This is a genomic window from Micromonospora sp. DT46 (assembly GCF_049841735.1).
In the GTDB taxonomy this organism is placed as follows: Bacteria; Actinomycetota; Actinomycetes; order Mycobacteriales; family Micromonosporaceae; genus Micromonospora; species Micromonospora reichwaldensis.
This window is the reverse complement of record NZ_JBNCKW010000005.1, coordinates 610684-628276: the sequence shown is the minus strand read 5'-3', so window position 1 is coordinate 628276 and position 17593 is coordinate 610684. Positions and strand designations below refer to the sequence as shown.

Here is a 17593-nt window from a genome sequence, read left to right as displayed (position 1 = left end):
AGGCGAGCCCGGCAGCGGTCAGAGCGGTCTTACGCAGGATGTCGGTACGCATGATGGCAGCACCTTTCGATCGGGGGTACGCGGACGCGCGGGGGAGCGGCGTGCCGCGAGGGGGAAGTCAGAACGGATCGCTCCGGCGGTGGGGGGCCTGCTCGGGCGTCCGGGATGTCTCAACGACCCGGGTCGGCCAGTCATTCCGCCGGCCGGTCGGGCCACCGTGGCGCGCGGGGGAGGCGCCGTGGGTATGCCATGTTCAACGGCCCGCACCGGCCCACGATTCCGCCGCTGAGGTGGCGCCGGCCACGGGACGCACCGGACGGCGACGGACATCCAGGCACGGACTCGGACACTTCGAAGCGGACAAAACTCCCACGACTCCACAGCCCGTCGCAGCCCGTCGCAGTCTGCCGCCGTCGGTCGTCGGGTGCAGCATGGGGCGGCGAGCGCGCTGTCGAGCTGATGTCGTAAACGACTCACGCTGCCCCGACGGCACGAACCGCGACTTCTTTCCGCGCCCAATCCCCACGCCTCTCCGGCCCGGAACGGACGGCACCGCTGAATCGTCTACGACATCAGCTCGACAGCGCCCCGAGGAGCGCATCCGTGCCGCCTGTCCGCGCGCCCGCCAGCAATGGGCACCCCGGCAACCGGCGGTACGTGCCCTGCGTGACGCGTCAGGCGAAACCGCCCTGACCCCGAGATCGAGAGGCATCCGCGACGGCGATGGCGACGGCACCCGTGACCGTCGCGGCACCCGTGACCGTCGCGGCACCCGTGACCGTCGCGGCACCCGTGACCGCCACGGTGACCGTGACCGTCGCGGCACCCGTGACCGCCACGGTGACCGCGACCGTCACGGTGACCGCGACCGTCACGGCACCCGTGACCGCCACGGTGACCGCGACCGCGACGGCAGCGGCGACCGCCACCGCCCCGTCCCTGCGCCGGGCACGGCGGGCCACACCCCGTCGGTGCCCACTCTCGCGTCCGTCCGCTGGGCTTCTACCGGAGATCTTGGTGAGAAACCGCCCCTCCAGGGGCCATCTCGTACCAAGATCTCCACCGTTGATCCGTTGATCCGTTGATCCGTTGATCCGTTGATCCGTGGACCTGGGTGACCCGTGAACCCGGGTGATCCGGTAACCGGGGTGAGCCAGGTGACCCGGTGACGACCGCGATGGCGGCGGCGACCGCCACCGCGGCGGGGATGGGGGCGTTGGGCGCGGGCGTCAGGCGGACGGGCCTGGCGCGGAGGCCTCCTCGGGGTTGGTTTGGATGGGGGCCGCCGTGCGCGGCCCGGTGGGAGTTGGTTGGTCGGTCTGGGTGGGGATCGTCGTGCGCGGCCCGGTGGGAGTCGGATGCGCGGCCTGGGTGGGGATTGCCGCCTGCCGCTCGGCGGGAGCTGGCCGCTCGGCGGGCCAGGGGATCTCCGGTGAGCGGTGGAAGGCCATGCCGGCCTCGGCCCAGCGCGGGCCGTGCCCTGCCAACCGGTCGCGGAACCCGGCCCAGTCGTGCGCCGCGCGGGGCGACCAGCCCAGCTCGGCGATCGCGGGCAGGCGCGGGAAGAGCATGAACTCGACCTCGGCCCGCGAGGTGACCGACTCGGTCCACAGCGGCGCCTCCACGCCCAGCACCGCGTCGGCCGGCACGCCGGCCACGTGGGTGCCGGGATCCCAGTCGTATGCCCGCCGCACGTCGATCAGGCCGGCCCAGTCGTGCCCGATGGGGGTGTCCGGGGCGTACTTCATGTCGAGGTAGGCGTGGTTGCCGGGGGAGAGGACGAGCCGTGCCCCCCGGTGGACGGCGTCCGCCGTGACCGGGTCCTCGCCCTTGGTGCCCCACCACTGGAGCACCCGCCCCTCGGCGTGCGCGACGGGCGCGATCTGGTGCCAGCCCACCACCGTCTTGCCGGTTCCGGCGACGATGCGTTGGGTGCGCTCGACGAAGGCCGCGTACGCGTCGGGACGTACCTTGAACGCCTCGTCGCCCCCGATGTGCAGCCACGGCCCGGGGGTGAGCGCCGCGATCTCGCCCAGCACGTCGGCGACGAACTCGTACGTCCGCTCGTTCGTGGGGTCGACGTAGCTGAAGCCGACCTCGGTGCCGGTGTACGGCGGCGGCGCGGCCCCGTCCGGGGCCAACTCGCCGTACGCGGTCAGCGCGGCGTTGGTGTGGCCCGGCAGGTCGATCTCCGGCACCACGGTGACGTGCCGCTCGGCGGCGTAGGCGACGATCCGCCGGTAGTCGTCGCGCGTGTAGTGCCCGCCCGGGCCGCCGCCCACCTCGCCCGCCCCGCCGACCTCCGCCAGCCGGGGCCAGGAGTCGATCGCGATCCGCCAGCCCTGGTCGTCGGTGAGGTGCAGGTGCAGGTGGTTGAGCTTGTAGCGGGCCAGGTGGTCGATCACCCGCAGCACGTCCGGTACGCCGAAGAAGTGCCGGGCCACGTCGAGCATCGCCCCCCGGTAGGGGAACCGGGGCCGGTCGGTGATCGAACCGCCGGGCAGCGCCCAGTGCTCGGCGACCGGCACCGGGCTCTCGATGGCGGCGGGCAGGAGTTGCCGCAGCGTCTGCACGCCGTGGAAGAGCCCGGCCGGGGTGGCGGCCTCGATCCGTACGCCGTCGGGCGTCACGTCGAGCCGGTAGCCCTCCGGGCCGAGGTCGGCGGAGACGGCCAGCGTCAGGGTGATGCCGCCGGCCGGCTCCGGTCGGGTGGCGTCGGTCACCGGCAGCGGGTAGCCGGTGGCCGGCCGGAGCAGGGCGGCCAGCTGTCCGGCGACGGCGCGGGCGTCGTCGTCGCCGTTCACCCGGATCGCCGCGTCGGGAGTGAGGACGAAGTCGGCGCCCGGGACCGGCGTGACCCGCTCCGGGGCGGGCACGACGTCGCCCAGCCGGACCCGGGCCGGCGTGACGGGCAGGTCGTCGGCGGTCCCGGGCGGCGGGGTGAGCAGGTCGTCGGCGGCCCGGGTCGCCGCCCGGGCCAGCTCGGCGGCGGCCGGTTCGTGGATCGGTAGGGCGCGGTGGCCGGGCTCCCGCTCGTCCACCCCGGCGGCGCGGGACGGGTCGAGCGGCTCCGGGGCGGCGGTGGGAACGGCTGGCACGGCGTCGGCTCCGAGGGGTGTATTTGCGGCGGTTATGGCAAAGGTGAGGTTCACCGAAAAGCGTGCGGCCAAGAATACGAGGCGGAGCCGGAAATGCGTGATCGTGCGCGTGGAAGCGTTCCCAAAAACCGGTACGAACGCGGATAGTCGTGATAGCTGTGCCTATTGTCACCGAACGGTCCCGGGCCACGCGAAGTTCGCTTAGCCTTCGCCCACCGGCCGGCTTGGCACCGGGATTGCCGGTGGTCCGTCCCGGGGTATGAGAGCGACTGAACCTTCGTTAAGTGTCGGACCGGCGCGCGTGGGAGGGCTCTGGTGGCAAAGCAGGAGACGGTGGAACACAAGTACGTGTACGCCTTCGCCGAGGGCAACAAGGATCTCAAGGAACTGCTCGGTGGCAAGGGGGCCAACCTGGCCGAGATGACCAATCTCGGCCTGCCGGTCCCACCGGGCTTCACGATCACCACGGAGGCCTGCAAGGCGTACCTCGCGACCGGGGAGGAACCGGACGGCCTGGCCGACCAGATCGCCGCGCACCTCGCGTCGCTGGAGCAGGCGATGGGCAAGCGCCTCGGTGACCCGGAGGACCCGCTGCTGGTGTCCGTCCGTTCCGGCGCCAAGTTCTCCATGCCCGGCATGATGGAGACCGTCCTCAACGTCGGCCTCAACGACCGCAGCGTCCAGGGGCTCGCGCGACAGGCCAGCGGCGCGGACGCGCAGACCTCCGGCGGCGCGGACCGGTTCGCCTGGGACTCCTACCGCCGCCTGATCCAGATGTTCGGCAAGACGGTGTGCGAGGTGCCGGGCGAGGAGTTCGAGCACGCGCTCGACGACGCCAAGCGGGCCAAGGGCACCCACGACGACCTCGACCTCGACGCCGACGACCTGCGGGGGCTGGTCGACGCGTACAAGAAGATCTTCTTCAAGCACACCGGCCGGGAGTTCCCGCAGGAGCCGCGCGAGCAGCTCGACCTCGCCATCCGCGCGGTCTTCGAGTCGTGGAACGCCGAGCGCGCGGTGCTCTACCGCCGCCAGGAGCGGATCCCGGCGGACCTGGGCACGGCGGTCAACGTGGTGGCGATGGTCTTCGGCAACCTCGGCCCGGACTCCGGCACCGGCGTCGCGTTCACCCGCGACCCCGCCAGCGGCGCCCAGGGCATCTACGGCGACTACCTGGCCAACGCCCAGGGCGAGGACGTGGTCGCGGGCATCCGCAACACCGTGCCGTTGCAGGAGCTGGAGCGGCTGGACAAGAAGTCCTACGACGAACTGCTCGGCATCATGGCCCGGCTGGAGGGCCACTACAGGGACCTCTGCGACATCGAGTTCACCATCGAGCGCGGCAAGCTCTGGATGCTCCAGACCCGCGTCGGCAAGCGCACCGCCGCCGCGGCGTTCGTCATCGCCGGGCAGCTCGTCGACGAGGGCCTGATCGACCTCGACGAGGCGCTGCACCGGGTCAACGGCGCGCAGCTCGCCCAGCTGATGTTCCCCCGGTTCCGGCTCGACCACGAGTTCCAGCCGGTGGCGAAGGGCATCGGGGCGTCGCCGGGCGCGGCGTCGGGCAAGGTGGTCTTCACCTCCGCCCGCGCGGTCGAACTGGCCGCCGAGGGGGAGTCGGTGATCCTGGTCCGGCGTGAGACCAACCCCGACGACCTCAACGGCATGATCGCCGCCCAGGGCATCCTCACCTCGCGCGGCGGCAAGACCAGCCACGCCGCCGTGGTGGCGCGGGGGATGGGCAAGACCTGCGTCTCCGGCGCCGACGAGATCGAGGTCAACGTCCCGCAGCGCCGGTTCGTCGTCGGCGGGCAGACCGTCGTCGAGGGCGACGTCGTCTCCATCGACGGCACCACCGGCAAGGTCTACCTCGGCGAGGTGCCGGTCATGCCGTCGGAGGTGGTGCAGTACTTCGAGGGCAGCCTCGACCCCGAGCACGTCGACAATCCGCTGGTCCGGGCCGTACACCGGATCATGTCGCACGCCGACGCCAGGCGGCGGCTGGCCGTCCGCACGAACGCCGACACCGGCGCGGACGCCGCCCGGGCCCGGCGCTTCGGCGCGGAGGGCATCGGGCTGTGCCGCACCGAGCACATGTTCCTCGGCGACCGGCGCGAGCTGGTCGAGCGGCTGATCCTGGCCCGCGACAACACCGAGCGCGAGGCCGCGCTGGCGGCGCTGCTTCCGTTGCAGCGGGCCGACTTCGAGGAGATCTTCCGGGAGATGGACGGGATGCCCGTCACCGTCCGGCTGATCGACCCGCCGCTGCACGAGTTCCTGCCCCCGCTGGAGCAGCTCGCGGTCAACGTGGCGGTCGCCCAGGAGCGCGGCGAGGACGTGGCGCAGGAGGAGGCGCTGCTCGCCGCCGTCCGGCGGATGCACGAGGAGAACCCGATGCTGGGCCTGCGTGGCGTCCGCCTCGGCCTGGTCATCCCCGGTCTGTTCGCCATGCAGGTCCGGGCGATCGCGGAGGCCGCGGTCACCGTCACCCGCAGCGGCGCGGTGGCCCGACCGGAGATCATGGTCCCCCTGGTCGGCGCGGTGCAGGAGCTGGAGACGGTCCGCGCCGAGGCCGAGAAGATCATCGCCGAGGTGGTCGGGGACAGCGGCGTCGAGGTGCTGATCGGCACGATGATCGAGGTGCCCCGGGCGGCGCTGACCGCCGGCCAGATCGCCGAGGCGGCGCAGTTCTTCTCCTTCGGCACCAACGACCTGACCCAGATGGGCTGGGGGTTCTCCCGCGACGACGTCGAGGGCGCGTTCTTCTGGCGCTACCTGGAGCTGGGCATCTTCGGCATCTCGCCGTTCGAGTCGATCGACCGCGACGGCGTGGGCCGGCTGGTGCGCATCGCCGCGGAGGAGGGCCGGGCGGCCCGGCCGGAGCTGAAGCTCGGCGTCTGCGGCGAGCACGGGGGCGACCCGGAGTCGGTGCACTTCTTCCACGAGGTCGGCCTGGACTACGTGTCCTGCTCCCCCTTCCGGGTGCCCGTCGCCCGGCTGGAGGCCGGCCGCGCGGCGGTGGAGACGGACGGCTCCGACAGCCGCTGACGCGCGAGGACGACAGGCCGGCGGCGGACCCGGGGGAGCGGAATCCGCCGCCGCTGCCGTGCGGGCGGCCCGTGCCGGCGCGACCGCACCGTGGGCCGGGAGTCGGTCGCGGACCGACTCCCGGGGGTTGCTCAGACCGGCGGGCGGCGCCAGGCGTGGGGGGTGACGCGCCGGGGCAGCCTGCCGCCCGAGGTGCGGGCCGCGAGCCGGGCGTGTGCCTCGGGCACCGTCGCCGCCCCGATCAGGCGGCTGGTGTCCAGCACCGAGCCGGTGCGCCGGGCCACCGCCCGCGCGTCGGCGTGCAGCTCGTCCAGGTCGGCGCTGGCGTCGGCGACCAGCGTCAACAGGGCGTTGCGCCCGGCGGGATAGGTGACGACGGCGCCGGTCGAGGTGCGGACCACCGATTCCCGGAACTCGCCGTGCCGCACGGTGTCGGCCACCCGGTGACCGAGGCCGAAGCTCGCCGCCGCGAGCGCCGCCAGGTGGGTGGCGTCCGTCGTCGGCAGGTCGCTGGAGATCAGCAGGCCGTCGGTCCCGGCCAGCACCGTGCCCGCCACCTCCGGGCGGCGCCGGCGCAGCTCCGACAGTTCCGTTCCCATCATCGTGTCCGCGTTCACGGGCGTCTCCCCACCGTCGGGCCCTCAGTCTGGTCACGTTCCGCGCTGGGAACGCTACCGGCGGCCATGCCGGACCGCGATCCCGTAACCGACGGCGATCGGTCGACAACTCTCGACTGTTCGGAGGTTGCGTAGCCGTCGGGCGCGCGCCGGCGGCGCGCCGTTCGCGGCGCGCGGGCGTAACCTGATCGACATGAGCAGCGCCTGGGAGAGCCTGACCGTCGACGCCCGGGACCCCGCCCGGCTCGCCCGCTGGTGGGCCGAGGCGCTGGGCTACCAGGTGGTCACCGAGCAGCCGGACGAGGTGGAGATCCGCCGGTCCGCCGACCGGCTGCCGGGCATCGTCTTCGTGCCGGTGACCGACGACAAGACGACCAAGAACCGGCTGCACATCGACCTGCGTCCCGACGACCAGGAGGCCGAGGTCGAGCGGCTGGTCGACATGGGGGCCCGGCACGTCGACGTGGGGCAGGGCGACGGCGGGTGGACCGTGCTGGCCGATCCGGAGGGCAACGAGTTCTGCGTGCTGCGGCAGCGTGAGGACTGAGCCTCCCGGGCCGGACGATCCGGACGTCGCCCGCTGGGTCGCCGAGCCGCCGAAGGACACCGGTCACGGGCGGTCGGCGTACGAGCGGGACCGCGCCCGGGTGCTGCACTCGGCGGCGTTCCGGCGGCTGGCCGCGAAGACCCAGGTGCACACGGCCGGCACCGACGACTTCCTGCGTACCCGGCTGACCCACTCGCTGGAGGTCGCGCAGATCGCCCGCGAGATGGGGGCCCGGCTGGGCTGCGACCCGGACGTGGTCGACACCGCGGGGCTCGCCCACGATCTCGGTCACCCGCCGTTCGGGCACAACGGCGAGGACGCGCTGGACGACCTCGCGGCCGGGTGCGGCGGCTTCGAGGGCAACGCGCAGACGCTGCGGGTGCTGACCCGCCTGGAGGCCAAGGTGGTGGCCCCGGACGGGCGGTCCGCCGGCCTCAACCTGACCCGGGCATCGCTCGACGCGGTCAGCAAGTACCCGTGGCCCCGCCGCCAGGAGCAGCGCAAGTTCGGGGTGTACGACGACGACCTCCCGCTCTTCGCCTGGCTGCGTACGGGCGGCCCGGGTGACGACCGGCGCTGCCTGGAGGCGCAGGTGATGGACTGGGCCGACGACGTCGCGTACTCGGTGCACGACGTCGAGGACGGCATCCACGGCGGGTACGTGGCGCTGCGCACGCTGCTGCGCGACCCCGACGAGCGGGCCGCGCTCTGCGCCGACGTCGCCGCCACGTACTCCGGGGAGTCCCCGGCCGACCTCGGCGACGTGCTGCTGGAGCTGCTCGGCGACCCGGTGCTCGCCCCGCTGGCCGGTTACGACGGCAGCCACCGCGCGCAGGCGGCGCTGAAGGCCACCACCAGCGTGCTGACCGGCCGCTTCGTCTCGACGGTGGTGGCGGCCACGCAGGAGCGGTACGGCCCGGGTCCGCACCGCCGCTACGCCGCCGACCTGGTGGTGCCCCGGCGGATCGGGGCGCAGTGCGCGCTGCTCAAGGGCATCGCCCTGCGGTACGTGATGCGTCGCCCCGGCGCGGGGGGCCGCTACCGGCGGCAGCGGGAGGTGCTGGCCGAGTTGGTGCACGCCCTGGCCGACCGGGCGCCGGACGGGCTGGATCCCGTCTTCGCCCCGCTCTGGTCGGCCGCGCCGGACGACGCGGCCCGGCTCCGGGTGGTGGTCGACCAGGTGGCCTCGCTGACCGACCCGGCGGCTGTCGCCTGGCACGCGCGGGTGGTGCGCGGTGGGCGCGGGCACCCGCCGACGGGGGATCAGGGATGGGCAGGCGCGCGAACTTAGGCTAGCCTAACCGGCATGACGGAGCGCCCCATCAAGGTCACCACCGCCCGGGTACTGCGCACCGAGCGGCCCACCCCCCACGTCGTCCGGCTGGTGCTCGGGGGTGAGGAGCTGGCCGGCCTGCCGGTGGGCGAGTTCACCGACCACTACATCAAGATCGTCTTCCCGGCGCCGGGGACGCGGTACCCGATCCCGGCGGATCTCAACGCGCTCCGCCGCGACCTGCCCCGGGAGCAGTGGCCCCGGCTGCGCGCGTACACCGTGCGGGCCTGGGACGCGTCGGCCGGCGAGCTGACCGTCGACATCGTGCACCACGGTGACGTGGGGCTGGGCGGGCCGTGGGCGGCCGCGCTGCGCCCCGGCGACCCGGTGCCCTTCGTCGGCCCCGGCGGGGAGTACGCCCCCAGCCCCGACGCCGACTGGCACCTGCTGGTGGGCGACGAGAGCGCGCTGCCGGCCATCGCCGCCGCCCTGGAGCGGCTGCCCGCCGGCGCCCCGGCCACCGTCTTCGTCGAGGTCGCCGACCCGACCGAGGAGCAGCCGCTGGCCAGCCCGGGCGCGGTGCGCCTGACCTGGCTGCACCGGGGCGACCGCCCGGTCGGGGAGGCCCTGGTCGCGGCCGTCCGCGCCCTGGAGTTCCCGCCCGGGGACGTGCAGGCCTTCGTGCACGGCGAGGCCACCTTCGTCAAGGAGCTGCGGCGCCTGCTCCGCGTCGAGCACGCCGTTCCCCGCGAGCGGCTCTCCATCTCCGGCTACTGGCGCCGGGGCATGGACGACGAGGGTTGGCGGGCCAGCAAGTCCGACTGGAAGCGGCAGGTGGAGGCCGAGGAGGCCGCCGCCGTCCCCGCCTGACCAACCACTGCCGGGCAGGTTCGCCCGATATCGCCGTGTGCCGCCTCCCTGCCCAGCAGGATGGGCAGGGGGTGGCCATGAGCGGGCAGGTACGGGACCGGGCGCAGGCCGTGGGCCGGATCGACCGGACGGTGTTGGCGCTCAGCGTCGGCGGCGTACTGGCCGTGGTGACGTGGGGCGTGCTGGCCCGGGGCTCCCTGGCCGGCTTCGGCGAGTCGGGCCTGGCCTGGGTCATCGACACCTTCGGCTGGTTCTTCGTGGTGGCCGCCGACGCCTTCCTGGTGCTCTCGGTGATCATCGCGACGACGAGGTTCGGCCGGATCCGGCTCGGTGCCGACGACGACGAACCGGAGTTCAGCACGCTGGCCTGGGTGGCCATGATGTTCAGCGCCGGGATGGGGATCGGCCTGGTCTTCTTCGCCGTCGCCGAGCCCATCCAGCACTACGCCATGCCTCCGCCGGCCACCGGCGTCGCACCGCAGACCGGCGCGGCCGGTGCCACGGCGATGCAGTACACCCTCTTCCACTGGACGCTGCACCCCTGGGGGATCTACGCCGTCGTCGCGCTCGCGCTGGCGTACTCGACCTTCCGCAGGGGCCGGGAGAACCGGATCTCGGCGGCCTTCCACCCCCTGCTCGGGGACCGTGCCGACGGCGCGGCCGGGCGGGCGATCGACCTGCTGGCCGTCTTCGCCACCGTGTTCGGCTCGGCGACGAGCCTCGGCCTCGGCGCGCTCCAGGTCGCCGCCGGTCTCGACCTGGTGGCGGGTGTTCCGGACACGACCGCGGTGGAACTGGTGGTGATCGGCGCGCTCACCCTGGCGTTCGTCATCTCCGCCTTCTCCGGGCTGCACCGGGGCATCAAGTGGCTCTCCACCACCAACGTGCTGCTGGCGGTGCTGCTGATGCTCTTCGTCTTCGTGGTCGGGCCGACCATCTACACGCTGGAGGTCCTGCCGGCCGCAGTGGGCGACTATCTCAGCAACCTGGTCTTCATGTCGACCCGCACGGGCGCCTTCTCCGATCCGTCGTGGCTCGGCTCCTGGACGATCTTCTACTGGGCGTGGTGGATCTCCTGGGCGCCCTTCGTGGGCACCTTCATCGCCCGCATCTCCCGAGGCCGTACGGTCCGGCAGTTCGTCGTCGGGGTGCTGCTGGTGCCGAGCGGAGCCAGCGCGGTCTGGTTCGCGGTGATGGGCGGGAGCGGGCTGCGGGCGCAGGCCACCGGCGCCCGGGACCTGGTCGCCGACGTCGGGGCGGGCACCGAGCAGGCCCTCTTCGGCCTGCTGGGGGCACTGCCGCTGGCGACGCTGACCAGCGTGCTGGCCATGGTGCTGATCGCCCTCTACTTCGTCACCAGCGCCGACTCGGCGTCGCTGGTGCTCGGCTCGCTGACCTCCCGGGGCGCGCTGCGCCCGCACCGCGCGCTGGTGGTGGTCTGGGGCGTGCTGATCGGCGCGGTCGCCGCCGTACTGCTGCTGGTGGGCGGGCTGGACGCGCTGCAACAGGCGACCATCCTCGTCGCCCTGCCCTTCGTCGTGGTGATGCTCGGCCTGGCCGTCGCGCTGGTCCGGGACATGGCCCGGGACCCGGCGGTCAACCCGCCGCCGCGGGTCCGCCGCTCCGGCCTGGCCGCCGCCGTCCGGGCCGCCCGGTCGTACGACGAGGAGGACCCGCCGCCGGTGCGGCGCTACCTGCGGCGCCCGCGCTGACCCGGCGTGGCACCGCGCCGGGTGGCCGTGACCCGGCCGGGCGGGGGCGGCCGTCGCGGGCGCGGGCGCCGAGGTGACGGCGGTGGTCGCCACACGCGGCGTCCCCCGGCGGCGCGGCGTCGGTGCGGCAGGGCAGGATGTACGCCGAGGGGGTGGCGGACATGGCTGGGCGGATCCGGGACGAGGACATCGCGCTGGTCCGGGAACGCAGCTCGATCGCCGACGTCATCTCCGAGACGGTGACCCTGAGGTCGGCCGGCAGCGGCAACCTCAAGGGGCTGTGCCCGTTCCACGACGAGAAGAGCCCGTCGTTCAACGTCTCGCCCGCCCGCAACGTCTGGTACTGCTTCGGCTGCGGCGCCGGCGGCGACGCGATCAAGTTCCTGATGGACGCCGAGCACCTCAGCTTCGTCGAGTCGGTCGAGCGGCTCGCCGACCGCGCCGGCCTCCAGTTGCGCTACGTCGAGAACGACTCGGCCGCGCCGCGCCCGCGCCCCCAGCAGGGGCAGCGGCAGCGCCTCGTCGCCGCGCACGCCGCCGCCGTGGAGTTCTACCGCGGCCAGCTCACCACCGCCGGCGCGCGTCCGGCCCGGGAGTTCCTGGCCCGGCGCGGCTTCGACCGGGCCGCCGCCGAGCGCTACGGCTGCGGTTTCGCACCCGACGCCTGGGACCTGCTCACCAAGCACCTGCGCCAGCAGGGCTTCAGCCACGACGAGCTGGTCACCGCCGGGCTGTCCCGCCCGTCGCGTTCCGGCACGCTGATCGACCGGTTCCGCCGCCGGCTGATGTGGCCGATCCGCGACCTGACCGGCGACGTGATCGGCTTCGGCGCCCGCAAGCTCTTCGACGACGACGACGGCCCGAAGTACCTGAACACCCCCGAGACGCCGATCTACAAGAAGTCGCACGTCCTCTACGGGATCGACCAGGCCAAGCGGGAGATCGCCAAACAGGGCAAGGTGGTCGTGGTCGAGGGCTACACCGACGTGATGGCCTGCCACCTGGCCGGGGTCCCGACGGCCGTGGCGACCTGCGGCACGGCGTTCGGCGGGGACCACATCGGGGTGCTGCGCCGGCTGCTGATGGACACCGACGACGTGGCCGGCGAGATCATCTTCACCTTCGACGGGGACGCCGCCGGCCAGAAGGCGGCCCTGCGCGCCTTCGAGGACGACCAGCGCTTCGTCGGGCGTACGTTCATCGCGGTCAGCCCCGACAACATGGACCCCTGCGACCTGCGCCTGGCCAAGGGCGACCTGGCCGTCCGCGACCTGGTCGCCCGCCGCGAGCCGCTTGTCGACTTCGCGCTGCGGCACGTGATCAACCGTTTCGACCTCGACACCGTCGACGGCCGGGTCGAGGCGATGCGCCGGGCCGCGCCGCTGGTCGCCAAGCTCAAGGACCGGGAGAAGCGCCCGGAGTACGTGCGCAAACTCGCCGGCGACCTCGGCATGGAGATCGAGCCGGTGCAGCGGGCCGTGCTCGCCGCCGCCTCGGCCGCACCCGGCCGGGACGCCCCGCCCGCGCCCCGGCCCGCCCCGGCGGAGCCGATCGTCGACAACCCGCAGTCGATGGTCGAGCGGGAGGCGCTGAAGCTCGCCCTCCAGGAGCCGGTGCTGGCCGGGCCGATGTTCGACGCGGTCGAGGCGTCGGAGTACCGGCACCCCGTGCACGTGGCGGTGCGGGCGGCCGTCGCGGCGGTCGGCGGGGTCGCCACGGCCACCGGCGGCGCGGTCTGGATCGAGTCGGTCCGCGACGCCTGCGAGGACCTGGCCGCCCGGGCGCTCGTCGGCGAACTGGCGGTGGAGCCGCTGCGCATCGACGGCGAGCCCGACCCGCGCTACGTCTCGGTCACCATGGCCCGGTTGCAGTTTGGCTCGGTGACCAGCCGGATCAGGGATCTCAAGTCCCGGATCCAGCGGATCAACCCGGTCAACAACAAGGACGAGTACTTCGCCGCCTTCGGGGAGCTGCTGTCGCTGGAACAGCACGCCCGGGCGTTGCGCGAGCAGGCCGCGGGAGGGCTGTAGATGGGACTGTTCCGCCGCAAGCCGAAGCTGCCCGCGGCCCAGCGGCCGCCGCTCGCCGCCGAGGAGCGGGTGCTCGCCTGGGCCGCCGTCGGCGACGGCCAGGGCGACGGGGTCGTCGTGGCCAGCAACCTCGGCCTCTGGCTGCCCGGCCGGGCGGAGAGGCTGGGCTGGCACGACATCCTCAAGGCGGTCTGGTCCGGCCGGCAGCTCACGGTGACCCCGGCCGAGTCGTCCGCCGAGCGCGACGGTTACCTGGTGGTGGCCGACGGCCCGGCCGAGAGCCACCTGCTGCTCGACCCGGGTGAGCTGCCGCACCAGGTGCGGGAGCGGGTCACCCGGTCGGTGGCGTACACGCAGCACCGCCCGGTGCCCGGCGGCGCCGGCCGGGTCGCGGCGCGCCGGGTGCCGGGGGTGGACGGCCTCACGTGGACGGTCCGTCTCGACCCCGGCACCCCGGCCGACGACCCCGAGGTGCTCGCCGAGACCGACCGCCTCGTGGCGGAGGCCCGTGCCGCCACCGCCCCGGCGGACGTCTGACCGGCGCGGGTCACCCGCGCTGGTAGAACCGCGCGGCCCCGGGGTGCAGCGGGATCGGGTCGGTGCCCGAGGCGCTCTGCTGGGTGAAGTTGCCGGCCTCGGGGTGCACCTTGACCAGGTCGGCCTGGTAGGCGAAGAGCAGCCGGGTCAGGTCGTACGCCAGCTGGTCGGGCATGTCGGCGCTGACCAGGATGACGTTCGCCACCGTGACCGTCGGCGTGCCGCTCCTCGTCTTGTAGGCCTCCTTCGGCAGCTCCGCCGTGGTGTAGACCGAGCCGTGGCGCGCGGTGAGCGGCTCCATCAGGTCGACGATCGGCAGCAGCGCGTATCTGCCGGGCGCGCTGGCCAGCAGGTCGGCGATGCCCGGCGTGGGTAGGCCGCCGGAGAAGAACATCGCGTCGAGCGTGCCGGCCCGCATCCGCTTCACGGTCTCCGGCAGGGAGAGCGTGGCCCGGACGACGTCCCGGTCCGGGTCGAGGCCGGCGGCGGTCAGCAGACGCCCGGCGATGATGTCCGTGCCGGACCTCGGCGAGCCGGTGGAGACCCGCTTCCCGCGCAGGCCCGACAGCTTGGTGACCTTCGCGTCGGCGCGGACGATGACGTGGGTGTAGTTGCTGTAGACCCGGGCCAACGCCCGCACCGGCTGCGGCTGGCCCTCGAAGGCCCCGCGCCCCGCGACGGCGTCGGCCGCCGTGTCGGCGAGGCTGAAGGCGATCTCCATGTCGCCGCTGGCCAGCCGGTTGACGTTCTCCACCGACGCGCCGGTCGGCTCGGCCCGTGCCTCGTAGCCGGGCAGGTGCCGGCTGATCACGTCCGCGTAGCCGCCGCCGAGCTGGTAGTAGACGCCTGTGGTGTTGCCGGTGGCGAGGAAGATCCGGCCACCGTGCCAGGGTTGCGGCCCGGCCTCGGCCGCGCCGCAACCGGTGGCGAGCACGGTCGCCAGCAGGGCCGCCAGCAACCGGGAGGACCGTCCGATCACGCCCGGACCGCCGGCTCCAGGGCCTCCGCCACCCGCTGGACCAGCATGGCGGTCTCGTAGCCGATCTGGCCGAGGTCGCAGCCGGGCGCGGCGAGCACCCCGACGAGCGCGCGCTCGCCGACCGCCATCACCAGCATCACCCCGCCGTCCATGTCGACGATCTGCTGGCGTACGCGGCCGGCCGACATGAGCCGGGCGGCACCGACGGTCAGGCTGGCCAGGCCGCTGATCACGGCGGAGAGCTGGTCCACCTGGTCGGGCGCGAGGTGGGGCGAGGCCGCCAGGCGCAGCCCGTCGCCGGAGACCGCGAGGGCGTGTGACACGTCCGGCACCTGTTCGGCGAAGTTGGCCAGGAGCCAGTCCAGGCCAGCGCTCTCGGATGGGGTCATGGGATTCTCCTGGGGGGTGTCGTCTGGGTACGTCGGGTCGCCGCGGCCACTCCCTCGGCGAGCGAGGACAGCCGGGACCGCACGACCTCGGGGTCGAGCAGGTCGCCCGCCGGCCGCGCCGTCGGGGCCTCGTGCAGCGCGGCCGGCAGTTGGCCGCCCCGGGTGCGGCGCGGCAGCCCGGCCCCGGTGAGCGGAGGCGGCGCGGGCGGGGCCGACGCGGGACGGGACGGCGGCATCGCGGCGCCGCCACCCGACCCGGTCGGGCGCGCGCCGAGCACCGGGAGCGTGATCGTCGGCGCGTGGTGGACGCTGGTCAGGTCCGGCAGGGTGGCGGGACCACCGGCCCCGGTCCGGGGCCGGAACCAGGCGGTCTGGGCGGGAACGACCGGCGCGTGCGTACGCACGGGCGGCGGCGCCTGCGCGGGCACCGTCCGGACGGGCCCCGCAGGTGCGCGCACCTGCGGGGCGGCCTGCGCGGGAGCGCGTCCCTCCGGGGCGGAGCGCGGGGCGACGTCCTCGACGCGGGTCAGCGCCGACTCGGGGATCTCCACCTGCGCGACGGTGCCCGCGCCGCTGTTGTGCAGCTGCACCCGCACCCCGTGCCGGGCCGCCAGGTGGGCCACCACGTGCAGGCCCATGCTGCCGGCGGAGGCGCTGGAGAGCATCGCGGGGGCGAGCAGCCGCTCGTTGATCGAGGCGAGGCGGCTGTCGCTGATGCCGATGCCCTGGTCGTGTACGCGCAACGTGAGGCCGTCGATCGTGCGCCGGCCGTCGACGTGCACCGGGGAGTTCGGCGGGGAGTAGACGGTGGCGTTCTCCAGCAGCTCGGCGAGGAGGTGGACCAGGTTGCCCACGGCGGCCCCGTGCACCGCGGCGGTCGGCACGTCGACCTCCACCCGCGGGTAGTCCTCGATCTCCGAGGCGGCCGCCCGCACCACGTCGGCGAGCAGGTGGGCGCCGTCGTGCGTACGGCCGGGCTCCCCGCCGGCGAGGACGAGGAGGTTCTCGCCGTTGCGCCGCATGCGGGCGGCGAGGTGGTCCAGCGCGAAGAGCCGGGCCAGCGCGTCCGGGTCGGTCTCCTCGCGTTCGAACTCGTCGAGCAGCCGCAGCTGGCGGGTGATCAGGGTACGGATGCGCCGGGCCAGGGCCTCGGCCATCCGGGTCACGTCCATCCGCACCTCGGCCTGTTCACCGGCCAGACGCAGGGCGGCCCGGTTCACCGTGTCGAAGGCCTGGGCGACCTGCGCGATCTCGTCCCGGCCCTGCCCGATGCCGGCGGTCAGCCGGGTGGCCGCGCCGTCGGTCGGCGCGCCGTCACCGGACGCGATGGCGGTGATCCGCTCCGGCAGCTCGCGGTGCGCCATGGCGAGCGCCGCGACCCGCAGCCGGCGCAGGCGACGGCTGGTGCGGACGGCGAGCAGCACGGCGGCGGTCAACGACGCCAGCGCGACGGCGGTGGTCGCGCCTCCGGTGACCAGGGCCCGCCGCTGGGCGTCGCGGGCCAGCCCGGCGGCCTTGCGGTCGAGCTCCTCGGAGAGTTCCCGGCCGAGCAGGTTGTACCGCCGGATGGCCCCGCTCTGGGCCACGTACCAGGCGTCGCCGTCGGTCCTCAGCCCGGCGGGCTCGGACTCCACGTTGAGCGCGCTGTCGCGCATCCGGCGGGCGGTGGAGACGTCGGTCCCGGCCACCAGCCGGGTGTACGCGTCCGCCGCCGGCCGGCCGGCGATCCGGGAGAACTCGGCCTGACGCTGCTCCTGCGCGCCCCGCAACTGGCCGAGGCGGACCAGTTCCCCGTTCACCAGCGTGCCCCGCACGAAGACGGCGCGGAGCAGGTCGCGTTCCACGGCGGCGAGGTGTTCCTGGGCGGCCACGGCCGCCACCTCCCGGGCCCCGTTGGCCAGCTCGCGGTCGCGCAGCTGGGCCGGCAGCGCGTCGGCGACGGCGAGCAGCGACTCGACAAGCGAGAGGTAGGCCGGGTCGGCGGTGGTGCCGCCCAGCGCGGACCCGCGGGCCGGTTCGAGCTGGCCGAGCTGCGCGTCGGCGCCGTCGAGCACCTGGCGCAGGTCGGGGGCGGCGCGGCGGGCGTCCCGGCTGGCGCCGCGGTAGCGCTCGACGGACGCGTCGACCCGTCGTCGCTGCGCGTCGACGAGGGGCCGTCCGCTGCTGCCGCCCCGCTGGCGCAGGGCCGCCGTCTCGCCGAGTTCCCGTTCCAGCTCGTGCACCAGGCGCACGGTGGCCGTCGCGGTGCCGGCCAGCACCCGGGCGCGGTCCGCGTCGTCGGAGGCGTCCAGGGCGGTGGCGGTCTGGGCCGCCCCCAGCACCACCAGGCCGACCGTGGCCACCAGGATGGGCGCGAGCAGCTGGGTGCGTACCGACCACAGCCGGTCGGTGTGGTCGGCGGGCCGGTGGTGCCGGCGTACGCGGCCGGGGGTGGGGAGCGACACTCGGGCCCTCCGGGCTCAGGGTCGGGGGCGCCGGGCCCGGGCGCGAGGC

The 17593-nt window shown here is 74.3% G+C and carries 13 protein-coding genes; 7 read left to right on the top strand and 6 right to left on the bottom strand.

Annotated features, from left to right (window positions below; translation table 11 throughout):
- Positions 1-674 precede the first annotated feature (674 nt).
- Both ACLQ20_RS17095 and ACLQ20_RS17090 read right to left on the bottom strand, forming a co-directional pair.
- Positions 675-929, bottom strand: a complete 255-nt coding sequence (locus ACLQ20_RS17095; protein ID WP_425856399.1) for a hypothetical protein — start codon at positions 927-929, stop codon at positions 675-677.
- 300 nt (positions 930-1229) lie between these two features.
- Positions 1230-3134, bottom strand: coding sequence for a family 20 glycosylhydrolase (locus ACLQ20_RS17090; protein WP_425856447.1), 1905 nt, complete (start codon positions 3132-3134; stop codon positions 1230-1232).
- A 279-nt stretch (positions 3135-3413) separates the two neighbouring features.
- Here ACLQ20_RS17090 and ppdK point away from each other — a divergent pair, with 279 nt between their 5' ends.
- Entirely contained in the window at positions 3414-6146 is a 2733-nt protein-coding gene (gene ppdK / locus ACLQ20_RS17085; protein ID WP_327029309.1) for a pyruvate, phosphate dikinase, read from the top strand.
- Between the two features lie 131 nt (positions 6147-6277).
- On the opposite strand, the gene ACLQ20_RS17080 is transcribed toward ppdK, so the two are convergent.
- Complete coding sequence (locus ACLQ20_RS17080) at positions 6278-6763, bottom strand: roadblock/LC7 domain-containing protein (protein ID WP_151456293.1); 486 nt, start codon at positions 6761-6763, stop codon at positions 6278-6280.
- A gap of 193 nt (positions 6764-6956) precedes the next feature.
- Here ACLQ20_RS17080 and ACLQ20_RS17075 point away from each other — a divergent pair, with 193 nt between their 5' ends.
- From ACLQ20_RS17075 to ACLQ20_RS17050, 6 genes are all read left to right on the top strand, one after another.
- On the top strand, positions 6957-7310 hold the full coding sequence (locus ACLQ20_RS17075; protein WP_327029308.1) for a VOC family protein: 354 nt from the start codon (positions 6957-6959) through the stop codon (positions 7308-7310).
- Positions 7300-8601 (top strand): deoxyguanosinetriphosphate triphosphohydrolase, encoded by a 1302-nt coding sequence (locus ACLQ20_RS17070; protein ID WP_425856396.1) that lies wholly within the window; start codon positions 7300-7302, stop codon positions 8599-8601. The genes ACLQ20_RS17075 and ACLQ20_RS17070 overlap by 11 nt, the downstream gene beginning before the upstream one ends.
- A 15-nt stretch (positions 8602-8616) precedes the next feature.
- Entirely contained in the window at positions 8617-9453 is an 837-nt protein-coding gene (locus tag ACLQ20_RS17065) for a siderophore-interacting protein (RefSeq protein WP_327029306.1), read from the top strand.
- A gap of 77 nt (positions 9454-9530) precedes the next feature.
- Positions 9531-11165, top strand: a complete 1635-nt coding sequence (locus tag ACLQ20_RS17060) for a BCCT family transporter (protein WP_358116196.1) — start codon at positions 9531-9533, stop codon at positions 11163-11165.
- A gap of 137 nt (positions 11166-11302) precedes the next feature.
- Positions 11303-13195 (top strand): DNA primase, encoded by a 1893-nt coding sequence (gene dnaG / locus ACLQ20_RS17055; RefSeq protein WP_327029304.1) that lies wholly within the window; start codon positions 11303-11305, stop codon positions 13193-13195.
- Entirely contained in the window at positions 13196-13732 is a 537-nt protein-coding gene (locus ACLQ20_RS17050; protein ID WP_327029303.1) for a hypothetical protein, read from the top strand.
- 10 nt (positions 13733-13742) lie between these two features.
- Here ACLQ20_RS17050 and ACLQ20_RS17045 read toward each other — a convergent pair whose 3' ends face one another.
- The 3 genes from ACLQ20_RS17045 to ACLQ20_RS17035 are packed head-to-tail and all read right to left on the bottom strand — an operon-like array spanning position 13743 to position 17544.
- Positions 13743-14711 (bottom strand): TAXI family TRAP transporter solute-binding subunit, encoded by a 969-nt coding sequence (locus ACLQ20_RS17045; RefSeq protein ID WP_327029302.1) that lies wholly within the window; start codon positions 14709-14711, stop codon positions 13743-13745.
- Positions 14708-15100 carry a roadblock/LC7 domain-containing protein gene (locus ACLQ20_RS17040; RefSeq protein WP_088998933.1) on the bottom strand — a complete coding sequence of 131 codons (393 nt, stop codon included), beginning with the start codon at positions 15098-15100 and terminating at the stop codon, positions 14708-14710. Before ACLQ20_RS17040 ends, ACLQ20_RS17045 begins: the two co-directional genes overlap by 4 nt.
- Positions 15097-17544 carry a sensor histidine kinase gene (locus ACLQ20_RS17035; protein ID WP_358116206.1) on the bottom strand — a complete coding sequence of 816 codons (2448 nt, stop codon included), beginning with the start codon at positions 17542-17544 and terminating at the stop codon, positions 15097-15099. The genes ACLQ20_RS17040 and ACLQ20_RS17035 overlap by 4 nt, the downstream gene beginning before the upstream one ends.
- Between the last annotated feature and the right edge of the window lie 49 nt (positions 17545-17593).

Excerpts from the sequence above, each read along its gene's own strand:
- ACLQ20_RS17040 (WP_088998933.1), bottom strand. The coding sequence starts at position 15,100 with ATGACCCCATCCGAGAGCGCTGGCCTGGACTGGCTCCTGGCCAACTTC.
- ACLQ20_RS17075 (WP_327029308.1), top strand. The coding sequence starts at position 6,957 with ATGAGCAGCGCCTGGGAGAGCCTGACCGTCGACGCCCGGGACCCCGCC.
- ACLQ20_RS17065 (WP_327029306.1), top strand. The coding sequence starts at position 8,617 with ATGACGGAGCGCCCCATCAAGGTCACCACCGCCCGGGTACTGCGCACC.
- ACLQ20_RS17050 (WP_327029303.1), top strand. The coding sequence starts at position 13,196 with ATGGGACTGTTCCGCCGCAAGCCGAAGCTGCCCGCGGCCCAGCGGCCG.
- ACLQ20_RS17060 (WP_358116196.1), top strand. The coding sequence starts at position 9,531 with ATGAGCGGGCAGGTACGGGACCGGGCGCAGGCCGTGGGCCGGATCGAC.
- dnaG (WP_327029304.1), top strand. The coding sequence starts at position 11,303 with ATGTACGCCGAGGGGGTGGCGGACATGGCTGGGCGGATCCGGGACGAG.